At 37.7% G+C, this 18309-nt stretch carries 11 protein-coding genes and 1 riboswitch; of the genes, 3 read left to right on the plus strand and 8 right to left on the minus strand.

Annotated elements, in window-relative coordinates; genetic code table 11:
- Positions 1-84 precede the first annotated feature (84 nt).
- Both D9O48_RS06770 and D9O48_RS06775 read right to left on the minus strand, forming a co-directional pair.
- Positions 85-972, minus strand: coding sequence for a DUF72 domain-containing protein (locus D9O48_RS06770; RefSeq protein ID WP_126971968.1), 888 nt, complete (start codon positions 970-972; stop codon positions 85-87).
- A gap of 296 nt (positions 973-1268) precedes the next feature.
- Positions 1269-2756, minus strand: coding sequence for a toxin-antitoxin system YwqK family antitoxin (locus tag D9O48_RS06775; protein ID WP_126971970.1), 1488 nt, complete (start codon positions 2754-2756; stop codon positions 1269-1271).
- Positions 2757-3017: 261 nt separating this feature from the next.
- Positions 3018-3219, plus strand: a riboswitch (cobalamin riboswitch).
- Between the two features lie 221 nt (positions 3220-3440).
- Here D9O48_RS06775 and D9O48_RS06780 point away from each other — a divergent pair.
- The 3 genes from D9O48_RS06780 (at position 3441) to D9O48_RS06790 (ending at position 8893) form a co-directional block, all read left to right on the plus strand.
- Complete coding sequence (locus tag D9O48_RS06780) at positions 3441-4976, plus strand: PKD-like domain-containing protein (RefSeq protein WP_126971972.1); 1536 nt, start codon at positions 3441-3443, stop codon at positions 4974-4976.
- A gap of 402 nt (positions 4977-5378) precedes the next feature.
- A complete protein-coding gene (locus tag D9O48_RS06785) occupies positions 5379-8099 on the plus strand; it encodes an outer membrane beta-barrel protein (protein WP_126971974.1) in 2721 nt (906 codons plus the stop codon).
- 11 nt (positions 8100-8110) lie between these two features.
- Complete coding sequence (locus tag D9O48_RS06790) at positions 8111-8893, plus strand: GLPGLI family protein (protein ID WP_126971976.1); 783 nt, start codon at positions 8111-8113, stop codon at positions 8891-8893.
- Here the strand turns inward: D9O48_RS06790 and D9O48_RS06795 are convergent, their stop codons facing one another.
- The 6 genes from D9O48_RS06795 to D9O48_RS06820 are packed head-to-tail and all read right to left on the minus strand — an operon-like array spanning position 8894 to position 18309.
- On the minus strand, positions 8894-10201 hold the full coding sequence (locus D9O48_RS06795; RefSeq protein ID WP_158624839.1) for a S41 family peptidase: 1308 nt from the start codon (positions 10199-10201) through the stop codon (positions 8894-8896). It lies immediately after the preceding gene.
- A gap of 20 nt (positions 10202-10221) precedes the next feature.
- A complete protein-coding gene (locus D9O48_RS06800; protein WP_126971980.1) occupies positions 10222-10824 on the minus strand; it encodes a hypothetical protein in 603 nt (200 codons plus the stop codon).
- Positions 10825-10836: 12 nt separating this feature from the next.
- Positions 10837-13059: a peptidase domain-containing ABC transporter gene (locus tag D9O48_RS06805; protein ID WP_262707378.1), complete on the minus strand. Its 2223-nt coding sequence runs from the start codon at positions 13057-13059 to the stop codon at positions 10837-10839.
- 28 nt (positions 13060-13087) lie between these two features.
- A complete protein-coding gene (locus D9O48_RS06810) occupies positions 13088-14221 on the minus strand; it encodes a quinone oxidoreductase family protein (RefSeq protein WP_126971984.1) in 1134 nt (377 codons plus the stop codon).
- Positions 14199-17390: a lantibiotic dehydratase gene (locus D9O48_RS06815; RefSeq protein ID WP_126971986.1), complete on the minus strand. Its 3192-nt coding sequence runs from the start codon at positions 17388-17390 to the stop codon at positions 14199-14201. The genes D9O48_RS06810 and D9O48_RS06815 overlap by 23 nt, the downstream gene beginning before the upstream one ends.
- Positions 17356-18309, minus strand: coding sequence for an LLM class flavin-dependent oxidoreductase (locus tag D9O48_RS06820; RefSeq protein WP_126971988.1), 954 nt, complete (start codon positions 18307-18309; stop codon positions 17356-17358). The genes D9O48_RS06815 and D9O48_RS06820 overlap by 35 nt, the downstream gene beginning before the upstream one ends.

Consider the following 18309-nt stretch of genomic DNA (forward strand, 5'->3'; position numbering starts at 1 on the left):
AAATCAATTTAATCAAACTCTCTAACAGATTAATTATCAAAATATAAGAAAAATTATTAATAATAAAAGGAAAGTACTGCTGCATTAAAACAACGTGTATCCCCCCAAACGCAAAGGTTTTAACCCCGCCTCAAACACAGCATTAAAGCGCTCAATTGCATATGCCGCAATTTCCAGCACTTTTCCTTCATCGGGAGAATGAACAAAGAAGCTTAACTCTTCCAATCCGTTATTTTTCCAGTATTTAATTCGCTCTGCCCATTCGTCGATTCTTTTGTAGTCGGTAGGATGCTGATCGTTGGCCACAAAGCGGATGAATGCCTTTGGAATAGTCAGCTGCATATGTGCGCAATCTCTTCTTCCGGCGGTATCGGTCAGCACAGCACCTATACCCAAAGCCTGCAGGTGATCAAACAGTTGAGAAGACAAAAACCAGTCGGGGTGACGTACTTCTAAAAAGAACGTATAGGTTTTCGGAAGATAATTCAGAAATTCAAGTAATTCGCTCATGCGGTTGGCACTATAGGTTTCAGGCAGCTGAATAAAGAGGGGTCCTAGCCGATCGTCAAATGATTTTATGGCCTCACAAAATTCTTCCACCAATGCCTTCGTTCCCATCAGCGAGCCTTTGTGTGTTACTTCTTTGAACATTTTCGGGCAAAACAGAAAGCCTGAAGGAGAAGCCTGTTTCCATTTTGCAATGGTACCGGCTCCATACAATTTATAGTGCGTAGCGTTTAACTCAATGCTATTGAACTGACGCGAATAATAGTGCAGAAAATCTTTCTCTTTTATCTGGGGTGGATACAAGTTGCCGGCCCATTGTGAAAATCCCCAGTTTGTTAAACCCAGGTTTATCCGAAAGGCGGAGGCAGTAGTACCGGTTAAAACCCGTTTATTCAACGGTGCATCGTCTGGTAACTTAAAGACAACTTTTTCTAATTCAACAGGAGAAAGTTTTCCGAATTCCATTAATGGCGGCTTTGATAGAGCTCAAAGTTACGACAGATCATAAAGAGGCGGAGTAATAAATACAATTTGTTTGCAATGAGTAGAACAGTGAGGTTTACTTTTTTACCATTAAGAATACAAATTGAAAACGGCTACGCATTTTTTTTACCCTTAAGGAATTAAGAAAACAAAATACGCCTCTTCATTCCCTTCACGTTTAAATGAAGATCTTAGCATATTAAACAATATCAACTGTAGAGAGAAGCCCCGGAAGCAACTAGTTGCTGACCCTTATTCCCTTACTGACCATCACCGGCTTAATTCCTCTGCACTTTTCCATTCACATATTGGTTTTTACTTTCCAACTTTCCATCATCATAGTATGCTTTCCATTCGCCCACTCTGTCTCCGTTAATATCATACTGACCAATCACCCATACTTTGCCATTTTCATGATAGCTTTTATAGGCACCGATACGATTACCACTTAAATATTCGCATTCTTCTTTCATTTTTCCGTTTTCATGGTATTCTTTCCAGAGACCATTTTTTAATCCGTTTGCATCATAACTACCGATGCTGGCGGTACTTCCATCAATATTAAATTCTTTCCAGAGGCCTACTTTTTTACCATTTTTGTAAAATCCCTGACTGCTTAATTTTTTATTATAATCATTGTAAGATTTCCATTCACCCTGGCGTTCATTATTGGAATAGAGTCCTGTTTCCAATAAATTACCGGTATCATAATAGTACTTCCAGAGTCCTGTTTTTTGGTGCTCTTCAAAGTTACCGATAGCATGCAATTCGCCATTGTGGTGGTAAAACTTCCATTCACCTGTAGCTTTATTATTGGTGGTAAAGAATCCCCGCTGTTTAATGGTACCATCATCATATTTAACAATCGATTCTTTGGTGGGAGGAGGAGTTTTTTCTTCCTCCACAAAAGATCGTCCTGTTTTAGCCATTTCTTCAAACACATCATCGGAGACACAGCTTTGATGAAGGAACTTCATTGCTTTCAAAATTCTTTCATAGAGGTTTTCTTCTGCGTAGGCAATTTTTATGATTGAGTTTTGGTTCGATTGTGTTTTATTCAGGTATCCGTCGAACTGTTCAATTTTGGCAGATTCGTTCTGAAAATTATAAAGAACGCTGGAAATTCTTTCCATATTCATGGGTATTGTTTCCTTAGCGACACCAACTTTTTTAGGTTCTGCCCACCTATTGCCACCATTGCCGGTGATATCATAGTTCAAGAGGATCTCGCACTCATTGATTTTTTCAATACGTGGGTTAGACACGTATTTATCATTCAGTGTACTTCTGGTATAGAAATACATATTCAGCTTCAACTTCAGCCAGTCGATTGCCTGGTCTTTTGTTTTCCAGTAATCATAAGTATCGTTACACTGAGAAGTGAGTTCGATGAGTTTTTGTTTGATAAGAGGTATCGATTCTTTTTGAATGGAGAAGGCGTGAATACCTGTAAAATCATTTTTTTTATGCCGAATTGTTCGAATACTTTGATAATTCTCTTTTTTTTTGATAATGCCATATTCATCGAGATAAATGTATTTGGAGGAGAAGATAATAGATTCAGGTTCTCCGTCTTCGAGGTATGACAGTTCAATTTCACAAGCTGTGACACTTTTCATTCGAACATCGCTATAAATATCAGGGGGATACTTAATATGTTTTATAAAATTTTCCCAGAACCAGTTAATGGGTGAGTCAGACTGTGCAGATGCAGAGAAAGAGCAAAGTACAAGAATTGCAAGGATGAACAGGCGTTGAATTTTCATAAGTAGTGTATAAGCAGGAACAAATGTAGTGGTAAAAGGAGTAAATAAAAATCACTAGAAATAGTTATTTATGGGTTGTGGAAGCGAAAAACTTTTGAGCGAAATGGACATTAAATGATAACAATCATCTTTATTAATTGATCTTTTTTTGACAAAGGTCAAGAGAACGGCATTAGCTCATTTTTATCTTTTTCACCAAAACCGGTTATCTACTCAACCCTCCCCAAAAAACAAATTCATTTTTTCCTGAATATTTCCCCTAACTTTGCGGCATCTGTTGGTGTCTGCTTCTTTTTGAGAATCAGAACAATATGGGAATCCGGTGTAACTCCGGAACTGTCGCGCAGCTGTAAGCTTCGTAACCAAGGCCACTACAAAACCACTGTCGCCAACTATGTTGAAAGATGGGAAGGTCAGGCCAAGGGAAGCAAGTCAGAAGACCTGCCAACATGAGATCGTATTCATGGCTTTCGCGAACTAAAGCCCGAATTAAAAGCCCGTTCTGACGGTGATACCCCGGAACAATCTTATTACTTACGCGATTTTTTCGTCGTTATGGTATTTTATATGGCTACTGATCTTATGTCAGATCATAGTTTGATGTATCGTATGGATACGTTCTACTATCAGATTCCCTTCAACAGCTTTTACCAGTGAGTTATCATCAAACAACTATAACGCAATATGAGAAAGTTGACCTGCGTCCTGATGGCTTGCACTATAATGGCCCTTCAAGGATGTTACAAAAACGACATTAAAGAACTCCGCAACGATGTCGATGATTTAAAACAACAGCTTAAAAATTATGAAACCCTGATGAGCGCCATTAACAACCGCGTTTATGTTACCGGTTATACAGCTCAAACAGGTTCTTATACCATCAATTTTTCTGATGGAAGTTCTATTAAAGTCAGAAATACTTCCGCTTTCATTACCATCAGCGAAGACGGTACCTGGATCATCGATGGCGTTGATACCGGCAAACCTTCTGTAGGTCATTCTCCCGAAGTAAAAGTTGGTTTTAACGGTCACTGGTTTATTGACGGTGAAGACACCGGCATCCCCGCTGAAGGTCAGAACGGACTCGACGCTCCCGCCATTGTTTCAATTTCTTTAGTAGACGGTATCATGACTTTCACTTTCAGCAACGGTGAAAGCATCAGTATTAATGCTGCCGCTCCTGCAGTAAGCATTACCGTACCTGCCGGCGGATTCAATGTAAGCAAATGGAAATGGTTACGCATCCAACCGCAAATCTCTTATGCCGACGAAGCCAATATTGCATGGATTATCGGTAACGATACCATCTCCAGAGATAAAAATCTTTTACACGTTTTTTCTGCTCCCGGTACTTACGATGTAAAACTCGTAGCCTATAATGCAGTAGGCAGTAATGCACAAACCGTAAGCATTCAGGTAGCAGATCAATCTTACACCAATGGCGTTTTCAAAGTGTATGAATTTTTACCTGGGCCCGGCCAACAGGTGAATAAACTTCCTTTATGGACAGAAGGTGAAACCGCAGCAGACATGGCACTAAAAGCCGAAAATACACTGAAAGCAAATGGTATGATTACCCTCGGCGCTTATGGTGGATATGTGGTGATGGGTTTTGATCATGTTATCATGAATAATGCAGACAAACGTGATTTCCTAATAAAAGGAAATGCAGGAACGAATAATGCAGAGCCCGGAATTATTATGGTTTCTTACGATGCAAACGGAAATGGTTTACCTGACGATGAATGGTATGAAATCGCAGGTTCCGAATATAACAATCCCGCTACAATTCACAACTATGAAATCACTTATCACAAACCAGATCCGTTAAATGGAGATGTTCGCTGGACGGATAACCAGGGTGGAGAAGGGTTTGTGCTGAGGAATACGTTTAACACGCAGGCATCTTATTACCCGCTGTGGCACGAAGCAAATACGCTTACTTTTAAAGGAACTTTGTTACCAAAAACGGCCACAAACACTGCAACTCCTCCTGCTCAATACTGGGTATTACCGGCTTATGGATGGGGTTATGCCGACAATCACGCAAATACACATGCAGATGCTAAAATTGACCTGAACTGGGCTGTTGATAAAAACGGAAATTCAGTAAAACTAAAAGGTATCGACTTTATTAAAGTTTATACCGGTTTGAATCAGGATGCCGGTTGGTTAGGAGAAACCTCTACCGAAGTTACCGGTGTTGAAATTTATAATTAATACATCAGCAGGAGAAATTCTCCTGCTGATCCCTTCCTGATATATGAATTCTTTTCTCATCTATAGTTTTCTATGATGAGCTTTTCCTTCAGAAGCGCTTTGCTGATCCGTACCTTATAAAATCCAAAGCAAAGCGCTCTGTTTTACAAAGCCGCACACACTATCCGTATCATACATTCGCGTATCCATAAACGGCAACATATACGACTCTTTTCTCCAATGAAAAATACCCAATAACCCGACTAATATACATCCGTCTTTTATTTCACCCCCATTACTACTGTCATTTGGAAAAAAAAGTTTAAATAATTGACATATTTATGAACGTTAGTAGAGTTCTCTTCCGCATTCTTGTTAAATTGTATGACTGATTTATTGTCTCAAAACCACAACTAAACAGGAATGAAGAAAATACAGCTCGTATTTTTATTTTTTTCAATATTTACTTATACCAATATCCAGGCACAGCAGGTTATTAAAGGGAAAATTACCGACAGTGTGAACAACATTAACCTGGCTGACGTTTCCGTTATACTTATCAATGCAAAAGATTCCATCATTATCGCAGATAACCGGTCTTCTAAAACCGGTGAATTTGTATTTGAAAATATTCCGCATACCGACCTGATTGTATATTTTTCTTATCCGAAATACCTCGATTACTTTATCCGGCTTAAAGACCTGAACATTTCCTCTGCAACAATTGATCTTAAAGAAATTCATTTGTTACCCAAAGCAGCACTACTCGAACAGGTCATTGTAAGATCCGGTAACGGACAAATCAGAATCAAAGGTGATACTACCGAATTTAAAGCCGATAGTTTTGTAGTACATAAAAATGCCACGGTAGAGGATTTACTGAAACAACTTCCTGGATTACAAATCGACCCTAACGGAAATATCACTGCCCACGGTCAGACGGTAAGAACCGTTTTGGTAGAAGGTGAAGAGTTTTTCGGAGACGACCCCACCTTAGTTACCAGAAATATCCGGGCAGATATGGTAGAAACTGTACAGGTATTCGACAAAAAATCAGATCAGGCTACTTTTACCGGAATTGATGATGGGGTACGCAATAAAACCATTAATCTGAAATTAAAGGAAGATAAAAACAATGGAATTTTCGGTAAAGCAGAAGCAGGTGCCGGCGCTGAAAATTTTTATGCTGCACAGGGTTTTATCAATCACTTTAAACCTAAACATAAAAAAGCTGCATTTATTACCAGTAGTAATACCGGAAAAAGCGGACTTGAAAATGCTGACAAACAAAGATTAGGCGTTCAGGAATCCGGAAACGGTAGCTACAACGGTGCCGGTATTCCGCAAATCACTTCGGGCGGAGCACACCTCGACCAAAAATGGGATAAAAACAAAAATTCACTCAATTCAAATTATCAACTCAGGTTATTCAACAACAGAAATGAATCTGTCGTAAATAGCGTGAACAATTTACCCTCCAATACAATTTACGGAAAATCAGAAAGCAGCAGCAGGGTAGACGAAAATACTCAATACCTGAATGCGCAATTCATCAGAACCATTAACTCTAAAACTACGCTGAAAATTTTCAGCAGCGGGTCTGTTTACAAAAACAATAACGCTGCTTTTTTAACCGGAGAAAGAAATATTGATAACGAATATACCTTAAACAATTATTCAAGAAATCAGTCTGGAGACATTAACACTAAGTATTACACACTGAATATAAACTGGGAACAAAGGTTGAAAAAAACCGGTCGTAGCTATGCTGTTTATTTAGAAAATGGGTTTACCGATGCTACCAGTAACCAAAATTATTTTTCGCGCACTGACTTTTATAATCTCAATAACAACATTGACAGTTCAGCTGTATTATCGCTGCTAAAAAGATCAATTGAAGATAAATTCACACACGGTACCAGCATTACTTATACGGAACCGCTTTCACGCAAAGTAAGTTTATTGGTAACCTACAGATTCAATTATGATCAGTTTATTGACGATCAGCAATCATTTAATAACAATGGATCGCACGCCGGTGAGATAGATTATTTATTCAGCAATAACTTTCATACGAATCAATACCGCAATAGAGGAAAAGTAGACCTGAACTATGTTTACCGCAAACTAACCGTTAAAATAGGTGGTGGTGCAGGTAATACTAATCTCCATATGGAAAACAGGTTTACCGATCATTTGCTTAAACGAAATTTCACTACCTGGAACCCAAGCTCCACCATCACTTATCGTCTCAGTGTCGGAAAAACGCTGAACCTCATTTATAACGGCAACACAATTGTTCCTGAAAGAGATAAAATTCAACCATTTCGGTACAACAACAGTCAAACAACTTTTTTCCGTGACAATCTGAATCTTAACTCAAGCTTTGACAATAGTTTTCAGCTGGAATACACCAACTATAAAGTTGCCTCGGAAACCTATTTGAGAATGGCAGGATCTGCTAAAATATTAAGCAATCCGGCTTCTTTGAGTATCAACATTACACCAAACGGTATTTACGAGTATCGATATATTAACCTGCCGGGTGAAAATACCAGCAGCTATACTGCAGATGGTTTTATTTCAAAGAAAATAAAATCCATCAAATCACAGGTTACATTAATGGGAAGTATTACCGGAGGAGAATCATTCAACCTGGTCAATGATGTTTTAAATAAACTCAATTACCATACGGTATCGGGAGGAGTAGGCTTTTACAAAGCGAAAGCCAATAGTTATGATATCACCGTAGCCAGTAACCTGAGCTATACCAAAAACCGTTCAAGCCTGCAAACAGGTCAACCAAATGATTATTTAGGAGTAACAATCGTTTCACGTGTCAATCTTTTCCTCGGCAAATATCAACTCAGCAATGATGTCAATTATTTATGGCAACAGAAAAATCAGTTCTTTGACGAAAACTTTAACAGGTTTTTATGGAATGCCTGGATAGGAAGAAAGTTCCTGAAAAACGAACAGCTGATGGTAAAAATCTCCTGCAACGACATTTTAAATCAAAACAGGGTTTATAACAGAACGGCGACGGATAATTTTTTCGAAGAAAGCAGTCATCTTGCCATCAAAAGATTTTTTCTGATAGGAGCAACGTGGAATTTTTCACGCTTTAAACGTATCCATCAATAAATGAATAATTCATGAAATACTTAATAATCACTTTATTCATTTTCTCTTCACTCATTACCACCGCTCAGGTAACGAATGTATACAGAGAGGGCAGAATTATTTACGAAAGAAAAGTAAATACATTCGCTACAATGCCTATTTACCTGAAAGAAACAAAAGCCATAGCAGAAAGTGATATTTTCGGCTTCATGGAGAAATACAGAACGTCCTCACCTCAATTCTGGACAGATACTTTTGCACTCAACTTTGAAGCAAACCTAAGCATCTATCAACCGGTTAACAGTGATATTACCTTTTCACAATATTTTGCCATTCCTGCGGGATACAAGAACGTCATTGTTACTAACTTTTCTAATTTTCAACAGCTAAGTGAAAAAGAAATTTTTGACCAGACGGTTTATGTAAGTGATAGTTTAAAGCAGATCAAATGGAAATTTACCGATGAAATAAGAGAGATTGCGGGCTATGAATGTAAGCGGGCCAACGGAATTATGATGGATTCTATTTATGTAGTTGCATTCTATACCACTGAACTGATGCCACGCGGTGGTCCTGAATCATTTAACGGCCTACCAGGTATGATTCTCGGTGTCGCTTTACCGCATTTACACATTTCTTATTTTGCAACCTCCGTTGAGCTCGGTATCAAAAATGATTTTGTGGAAGCAAAAAAGAAATACGCCAACTTTAATAAAACAGTTATTACAAGATTGCAGTTAAAAACCAAAACAGCAACTTTACTAAATAGCCTCCGGCAGCAATCAGATTGGATTCAAAATTTTATTGAATTATAATTACCGGTCTTTCTCAATCAACTCTAAAGCAAAATCCAGCACAGGATCTACCTGATTGATTCTGTCAGCAACAGTTTGCCGAACCATATAATCAGGTAACACACTTTGTACTTTGTTTCTCTTGTATCCGTTCAACAAAAAATTACTGTTGGGATACCACAGTTCAGTACCGACATTTTCAAAAACTTCTTTTTTGAGTTCGCCGGAAATGATCGTTTTTTCTACTCCCGGCTCACCGATGATGACGCCCATTTTGTAAAACTTAAAAACAGAAACAAAAATATGTCCGCTGGAAAATGTATTTTCATTCACTAACAATTTGACTCTTCCCTTGAAAGGTGTTTTATTTTTAGAAGGGTAGATATAAGCATCACTTCTGACTTCAGGCTTTCCGGTTTCTTTGTCATAAAAAGCTTCCTTTGCCAATACATATTTTTCCCGGGCGATGTATTCCAGCAAGTTTCGTATTACTCTTGTACTTCCACCATAATTATTTCTGATATCGATAATTACATCTTTTATTGTTTCATTTTTTGCCTGTGCAAAAAAATCATTAAAAATATTATCGTAGTATGACAAGTCATCTTCAATTACTAAAGAAGCCAGTCTTAAATAACCGACCTTTTTAGTATTGGTTGTTAAAAACCGGTAGCTTGCATTTTCAACGGTATCCTTATCCTTTAAATCTTTTTTATAAACACCCTCTATCGTATACTCAATACCATCGTCTAGTTTTACAACAAATTCGTTCTTATAATCCATCAATAATAACAACAACTCATTCAGGTTACGTTCGAGGTGTGAATAGAAAAATCGTTGTTCGTTTTCATTATAGTGAATGCCCGCACTTAATTCTTTTATAATCTGATCTGCAGAAAGATGATTGATAGATAATATTCTCCGGCCGTGTTCTATTTTATCAGCAACATTCCGGTAATCTTTTTTTACATACAACTCATCCGGGCCCACATAGAGTTTTAAAGGAAATACTTTATTTTTCTCAAAGATGACGCTGGCTGAATCGTCAGACAATGCCAGTTTGAAGTGTGGATCTTTAATACCTGTAACAATCGGATAAGTTAATCTGAAGAACTCTATTGTTCCGGTAGAAGCAGAAATTTGTTCTAAAGTATTTTTTTGTAGGTTATTCAACCAGGCACTATCAACGGTTTGGGAAAGATAGGGAACCGAGTGTTCAATTTTATTGATCAAATGCAGAAAGGCTGCCCGTTGAGGAACGGGATCCTGAACAACAACTTGTTTTTTCTTTTGCTTACAACTAAAAATTAATGATGAAAATAAAAACATTTTAATAAATACATGCATAATTATAGCTGAAAAGAATCCGGATTAGAAAAAGTAAATAAGTTTTCAATCAAACGTTTCGGTTTCATTTTAAAGAAAACCTCTATTCTCAGTTCATTTCCCCCTGAAACGTTCGACAAAAATTGATCTAACTGCAATTTATCAGCCGACACAATAGCAAAATCATTTTTAGACTCTTCCATCGGATAGTCTTTTAACAGTTTTGCTCTTACACCGGCCACTTCATTGGTAAGCAGATTAGTGAATACAACAGATAAAGAATCGTTATGCTGCAATATTTCTTCGCGCCTACTCCCAATCCTAACGTAAACCAACAGATGATCAGCAGATTTCAGGTCTGCGTATAAAGAACCGGTGGTTCTCTCTGAAGATAATATTTTTTTTGCAGAATCGGAAGAAAACGGCCAATTATTTAGCTGCGTTTCCGGAGAAAGCAGTATCGCATCCTGTTTAATGGTTTTTTGTTCTACTACCAGCCATGAAAAACAAAAGATAAACGTCAGAATGATTAAAAACAGCGACAGTGCGTGTTTTTCGATAAAACTTTTATGATTCTGCACCAAACCATTTGCTATCGGAGACCGCTCACGTATATCTACAGACATAATCAATAAATTTTAAGAATGAATAAACTGCTCGTTGGCCAATCTGAAATAACGGCCTCTCAGTTCCATCAGATAATCGTGTGTACCTTGTTCGATAATTTCGCCGTTTTCTAAAACGATAATCTGATCTGCGTGCTGAATGGTGCTCAGGCGATGCGTTGAAATCACCACCGTTTTGTTAGCAGCATTACTTCGCAGATTCTGCATGATTTCATATTCATTTTGAGAGTCCAATGCGCTGGTGGCTTCGTCAAGAAACAGATAGTCTGATTTTCTGTAAACTGCCCGCGCGATCAACAAGCGCTGCCGCTGCCCCTGACTAAAGCTCATACCGTTATCGCCAATTACTGTATAATATTTTCTTGGCAGCGACTCAATAAAGTCATGAATATTTGCAATTTTACAGCTCTCATATACTCTGTCATAATCTATATCACCCGATCCGATAGTCAGATTATCCAGAATCGTTCCGTTGAAAATAAAGCTGTCAGAAGATATAGAAGCTGACTTTGATCGCCAGTAAGAAGGTTCTATTTTATTAAACGGTACTTTCTCATCACGCCCCACATACATTTCACCTTTATAGTTTGAATATACTTTTTGTAACATCTTGATTAATGATGTTTTTCCGCTACCACTCGAACCAATGATTGCTGTAACCTTATTCTCCGGTATTTCGAGATCTATATTTTTCAAAACGACTTCTTCGTCAATATCCGGATAGGAAAACGACAGATCTTTTATTATAATAGATCTGTCTGCAGGAAGATATTTACAATACTCTACTTTATCTGATTTTTCCTCCTGCACATGCTGTACTTCGTTCAAACGTTCAATACTGATTTTGGTATCTTGTAGCGTTTGAATCATACCGATCCATTGGGTAATCGGGCCTGTTAACTGAGCCAGTATGTATTGAATAGATAACATGGCACCCAGCGTTAACTTTCCATCAATCACATAGCGGGCTACGAGGTAGCTCAAAAAGAGACCCTGTATTTGAAGAATCAGCGAAGCACCGGCCTGCTGCAGCTGATTAATATTCAGACTTCGTAAATTCAGATTAAAAATAGCTACCTGTAAATTCTCCCATTCCCATCTCCTTTCGCGCTCTGCATTGTTCAGTTTGATATCTTTAATACCCTGCACCATCTGAATCTTTGTAGTATTATCTAACGATGCGAGTGTAAAATATTTGTGATTTATTTCACGACGATACTTGAGAAAATATGTAATCCACAGGAAGTACAACGCAGATCCTATCAGAAAAATACCAAATAATTCTACACTATAAGTTATCAGAATCACTGCGTATACGCAAAAGTTTAACAATGAAAAAATTGTAGAAAAAGTTGTTTCCGTGAAAAACCGCTGCACCTGGTTTGAGTCATTTATTCTTTGCAGAATATCGCCCGTGCGATGTTTTTCGAAAAAATTGAGCGGGAGACTGGTGAGTTTGATCCAGAAATCCGAAACAATCTGAAAGTTCAGATAGCTGGTTACTTTGAGCATGATTCTGCTTCTGACAAAATCAATCACCGTGCGGCTGATGATTAACATTCCCTGCGCCAGCAACAATAAAGTAACAAATGAAAGATTTTTATCCGTTACTCCATTATCAATCAGGTTCTGGGCTACGAACGGAAATGTAAAGTTGATGACCATCACCAGTAACAAGGCAATAAACACCACTGTAATATCCATCTTTCTGAAACGAAGATACTTTGTAACGAAGCTCCAGTCTAACTTCTTCAATGGCTGCTCTTCTATTTCTTTACTTTCCTCATCAGGCTGTAATAAGAGAATATATCCAGACTGTCCATCGCCTTGCGCCCATGAACGCAAGAGGTCTTCTTCCGTATATTCTATGATTCCTGCTTCAGGATTAGCAATTTTGTATTTATTCTTTTTTACTTCCAGTAATACAACAAAATGATTATTCGTCCAATGCATAATAGCCGGCAGCTCAATCGACGACAACGACTCCATACTGATATTGATACCCTCTGCTTTAAAACCTATCTTACGGGCAGCTTTAGAAAGCGCCAGCATTGAAACACCATGCATTCCATATCCCGAAATCCTTCTGAGTGTGTCAATATTATAATTCTTACCGTAGTATGCAGCAATCATTTTTAAACATGTAGGACCGCAGTCCATCATGTTCGTTTGTTTATTAAACCGAAAGCGTCTTTTTCTACCAAACCTGATGATATTTTGTAGGTATTTAATCACAATAATATAAAGTTTGATAATTAAAATATTATTCAGCGAACGACAGTACTAACTTTCCGAATGGCTTTTTAGAATGTCCATAGGAATACTGCAGAAAGTCGTGGTATTGTGAAAGCGGATATGTTTTGTAAACCGGTACCGATAACTTTTCGTTTCTGTAATCATCAAAAGCGGCCTCAATATCTTCCGCCATTCCCAGGCAATTAAATATGAGTTGAATATTTTTTCTGATCAGTACTTCAAGAATACTGCTGTCAAACTTATTTACACCCTCAGGTAATTGATTTTGTATCCCACAGGTGGCATATTTTCCATTTTTCTTTAACAGCTGTGCGGCAGCATTCATATTCATATCAGAAAAAGGATCAATAACATAATCAAAGCCGCCGGCTTCTGCAATAGCACGTATCGACATAATTTTATTTATATCTACCGAGTGATTTGAATCGCTGATAATTAACCGGTTTAATCCATAACTGAATAGCTCACTCAATCCTTCATCGTTAGAAGAAGTACCGTACAATGTAACGTCACTTCTATTTTGTAACGCCAATAAAGCAGTGAGCGAAACGTTCGATTTAACACCGAATAAAAGGATGTTCTTAGGTTTATCATTATCAACACCCAGTTTACGCAGCATACTGTAAACCGTAAAGAAGTTTACAGAAAAACCTGCAGCTTCAGCATTCGACATAGAAGCCGGAATTTTTACCACGTTAAAGGCATTGATTACTAACAACTCTGAAAAACTGCTGTTAGAAGGAATACCTTCCATCAGTGGAAAAGGTGCTTCCTTTTCAGGATAAGCACAGTTAGGAATTACGCGGTCGCCTACTTTCAGATGTTCTATTTTTTTACCCACCGCAACAATTTCTCCTACGAATTCAGATCCGAATACATAATGCGGAGCATCTTCTTTTTTTAAAAGATGGCTATACAAATTCAATAAGTATATATCACGGTAATTTGATGAAACCGCTAAAATTTTCACCAGTACATTATAGTCATTTTCAGGCAAGGATGTATCCAGGTGAATATCGTCAGTTTCCAACAAGCCGATTGTAAACACGCCACATAATCCTTTCAATGTAAAATCGTGGTAACTAACGAGCTTACGATCCGGTAATTCTTTCTTTTTATTAATGAGCACCAGTTGTTTCATGTGTATTCATTTTTCTTGCAGCAATAGATTTATACGCACAGTTCATTAAATCGTAAACAGCCATTTCGTGAAACCGGTTGTCTTTAAAAAATAATCGGTTCATCGTCATGTGTACCAGGCTTGCAGCAACTTCTTTCCAGTTATCTTTTGTAACTCCGGTATACTCTGCCACAATCCGTTTGATTGCTTGCTCACGCACTTCGGTAATGGCTTTAATTGAAGCCGACCAATCATTAAAAGGAGCATAATTACTCTGGTCTGTCAATACCTCCACAATCTGCTTACTCATTATTCTGTACATCGAAGCCAGTTGCGATTTAAGCGCTTTATTTGTAGACTTATTGAATTCAGTACCAAAGCTATGGTCAAGGCTTCTGATAATTTCTATTTTATCGTTCTTGTTGAAACCCAATGCATCAAACATTGAATCGATCAACCGGATGCCAATTAAATAAGAAGTCTGATCACCCGGAATGACTTTCCCCTGATACAAGTTTATCACATTCATGACGGCCAGGCTATCGTAGTGAAAAATCAGCTCAACCGGTTCTATCGTTTTTCCGCCATAACGCTCCAGTTCCCTTCTATAAGTATCTAATTGCATATTATAAATCAACTGACTTTCAGATGCCTTATTCAGATATTTTGACAACACAGGAAACACCTCCACAAAATCAGCGGTTTTCACTCTCAGTCTGATGTGATAATGCGGATCTGAATATCTGATAAAGAACCATGCAAAAGCCGGAAGAGACTTTTGATATAACTCCTGAACAGCAGGTTGTATATACTGGTGAATGATTTTATTAGCTGATATCTGATTACAATACAGTTTCAGGTAAATCCATTCACTACCCGGATAAAAGAATCTTTTTTCATGGTCGCAGTGAGTTTCGGGCTGTAAGAATTGCTTGAAATCAGGTGTATACTCCTTTTTCTCCGGCACAAAGAAGTAAAAACATTGCGAAGCAAATCCGTCATTTTTTTCATCACGAATCACAACATTATCATTGGTCTCTAAAAATTCAAATATTTTCAGATACTTCATGGGTTGTATAGTATCCAGAAAGACACGTACACTAAATTCATTGGTAAAATCAAAATACAATTCGTTATCACCCTCTACCAGAACCACTTTATCATTCAGCTTCCACTTATTTTTCCATTCGGTAAATGCATGCATTGACATTCCGGTCTGCAACTGTTTAATCTCTTTTTCATAAAACTGCCAGGTAGCTTCTGATAAAATCACCTTCTCACATGCGATACGTGGCAAATAATTTCTATTGTTCAATTTTTCAGGCCAGAATATATTCATCGGGTTAATGATAAATTGTTTACCTACATGTACTAAAAACCTGAAGTATGGATGCTGATCTGTATCCACATTATAAGCACTTGATAAAACCGGAATCAGAAATTTGTTTATTCTTTTTGATCGGAGTAGAACGATCCCTTCTTTTACGCACACTTCAATATCACTTAAAAGAATATTTGACTCGTCGCTGTCATCATACAATACATTAATGCTGTATTTAAACAACCGCTCAAACTGAGTTACATTACCAGATCTGTGGCGCGTAGGCTTATGTAAAATATCTACAAATTCAAAAGCCTCTCCATCAATTAGTGTTTGATCATAGCCAACAATTTCCTGAATAAGTTTTGAGATTTCGGCAGACATGTATTGAAACCTGTTCAAAAAACCATGACAAGGTGCTGCATACCATCTTACCCGATATTGATTTTGTTCCTGTTCTCTTAAAACCACCAGATTATAACAGGTTGTTAATAATGTTTGTAAGCGATGGGGGCGCGATTGATTGGCAATCACATATTCCAGATCAGCTCTGGTAAGATTCAAAGAGGTTGAGCCAGAACCGGCAAAAGAAAAATATCTGTCAAAAATAAGTCTGCTCAAAGGATGCTCTGCCGAACTTTTTTTTGATGCAGCTGCATTCATACCCGTATTGGTCAGGTAATTAATACCTATTTCATTATCTAAAATATTTAATAGTGGTACAGGTGCCAGATCATGCCGCTCAGAAAACAAATTTTTAAACCCTTCTAAATAAGCATTGTCATGATTAAAGTGAAACGCAGCAATCATGGAAAGAATTTCCTTCGCGTCTTCATCAATATTCATCACCCGGGTACTTGAAAAATCAGGCAGATAGTCTACTCTCAACTTTTTAGAAATGGAAACAGCGTCATCAACGTTTAGCAAAGACTGTTGAAAACCTTTTAAAAACTTAGAGAAGTTTTTGTGTAACTGATTATCGCCAGTAATATCTTTTAAGATATATAAGGATTGTAACTCTTTCTGTAATTTACCAATAGTAACTTTTTTACCCCAAAGATGGATGGTTGACTTTTCTTTAAAGGAATTAAGAAATGCCAGCAATGCAGGCATAGGATCAGGGCTCATGAGTGATGCGATCAGCTCGTGCACCAGAATATTACTCCTGGTCAACTCCATCAGGTATTCATTAATCTCTTTTTTTGAGATACCGAATGATTTGAGTTTTTCAATAATTTCCATTCTTGATTTGCCTTCACGCACCAGTTGCAATACTTCCTGCAAACCATCATCCAGCTCAACAGTAGAAAGTTCATACAAGGTTCCTGTGGCATTATTGGCATTCTCGATGTATCTGACCTTATCGTCTTTTTCCCAGATGGATGTATTCAAAAAGAACTTACCACTCATCAGTATCGCCTCATTCTTGAGTAGCTCTTCTACCAACGTATAGAGAAAAACCGAGTCGTATCTGAAAAACGGCATAATGGCCTGTGCATTTAACCGTGCCGTATTTACAGTATCATCCTGATTAATATCACTTACATTACAGCCTGCAAACAATCCGAAAGGTGTAGGCCGGCTACACATACGAACAAAATATTTATACAAAGAGTAGAATAGCCGTTGTTTTTGTTTTTGTGAAATTTCTTTTTTGGCAATTACAAACTCTGAAAAAGCATCATGTAATGCACTCGATGCAATTTTTAAAGCATCGTTGTTTATTTTAACCTTAAAGAATTGAGTTAAAAACCTGATGGCTTTATCTTCGTCTTTCGTTTTAAAGAATTCATCGGTTTTGCTCAGCGAGCATAATGGAACTCTTAAAAACGTTTTAGGCAAAATTTTCAATGAATTGTACGTTTTCATTATTCCTTAAATTAAATTTTTCACTTAAAAGTTCTAACCCCAGTATTCTGTCTTCGGTGGAATAAGCTTTATTTAAGAAAGTAAACTCATCCACCTGAAACAGCTCCTGTAATTCAGATAATTTATCGAAGAAATAATTTGGGCAACCTATGATTTCGTTAAACGAAATGGTACCCCCATCGTTCAGTATTCCTTTTCTGATCTCAGCAGCTTTTTGAGAAGTTTCATGGCACAAACCTGCTACAGCAATAGTAACTTCGGGCAGTACACTATACTTTTCAAAAAACAAAGCTTTAAATCGGATAATCTTTTCAGCTTCTGCTTTCAGATCTATATTTTCTATATGAAATATTGATTTGGAGAAGTTAATTCCGTACCTGAGAGCATCTTCGCCCGCACCTCTCACACTAAGCGCCCATAACGAAGGGATGGTTCCCTTGTAAGGAGGAATAATAGTTTGGCCGTCAAAAATATAGTCTTCTTCTTTGGTCAGAAGAGAAACAGTTTCGCCCATCTTTCGTTGAAAGTATCCTTTCATTTCGTGTGGGAATTTTCTGCTTCCGGGCAGCATTTTTTTTCTTACAAACTCTGGAACACCACCGTTTGCAAAGCCCAAATCAATTCGTCCGGGAAATAAGTTGGCGAGCAGTTTAAAGTTGAGCGCTACACGGTATGGATTGTGGTACGACATTAAAAGACCGGCTGCACCGACTTTAATATTTTCCGTCATTCCGGCAATCACAGGCAATAGCACTTCAGGATTGTTCCAGATAGTATTATTTACATAATAATGTTCTCCCAGCCATATTCTGGAAAAACCTAACTCGTCGGCTTTACATGAATAATCTACTAAATTCTCTACCAGTTTATTCATGTTTTCTAAACCGCCTGTTGCAAAATTTAATAAACCTATTTTCAT

The organism is Gynurincola endophyticus (genome assembly GCF_003991195.1).
Lineage (GTDB): Bacteria > Bacteroidota > Bacteroidia > Chitinophagales > Chitinophagaceae > Gynurincola > Gynurincola endophyticus.

Bases quoted from the DNA above. Each gene is read 5' to 3' on its own strand.
- D9O48_RS06770 (WP_126971968.1), bottom strand. From the start codon at position 972: ATGGAATTCGGAAAACTTTCTCCTGTTGAATTAGAAAAAGTTGTCTTT.
- D9O48_RS06775 (WP_126971970.1), bottom strand. From the start codon at position 2,756: ATGAAAATTCAACGCCTGTTCATCCTTGCAATTCTTGTACTTTGCTCT.
- D9O48_RS06780 (WP_126971972.1), top strand. From the start codon at position 3,441: ATGAGAAAGTTGACCTGCGTCCTGATGGCTTGCACTATAATGGCCCTT.
- D9O48_RS06785 (WP_126971974.1), top strand. From the start codon at position 5,379: ATGAAGAAAATACAGCTCGTATTTTTATTTTTTTCAATATTTACTTAT.
- D9O48_RS06790 (WP_126971976.1), top strand. From the start codon at position 8,111: ATGAAATACTTAATAATCACTTTATTCATTTTCTCTTCACTCATTACC.
- D9O48_RS06795 (WP_158624839.1), bottom strand. From the start codon at position 10,201: ATGTTTTTATTTTCATCATTAATTTTTAGTTGTAAGCAAAAGAAAAAA.
- D9O48_RS06800 (WP_126971980.1), bottom strand. From the start codon at position 10,824: ATGTCTGTAGATATACGTGAGCGGTCTCCGATAGCAAATGGTTTGGTG.
- D9O48_RS06810 (WP_126971984.1), bottom strand. From the start codon at position 14,221: ATGAAACAACTGGTGCTCATTAATAAAAAGAAAGAATTACCGGATCGT.
- D9O48_RS06815 (WP_126971986.1), bottom strand. From the start codon at position 17,390: ATGAAAACGTACAATTCATTGAAAATTTTGCCTAAAACGTTTTTAAGA.
- D9O48_RS06820 (WP_126971988.1), bottom strand. From the start codon at position 18,309: ATGAAAATAGGTTTATTAAATTTTGCAACAGGCGGTTTAGAAAACATG.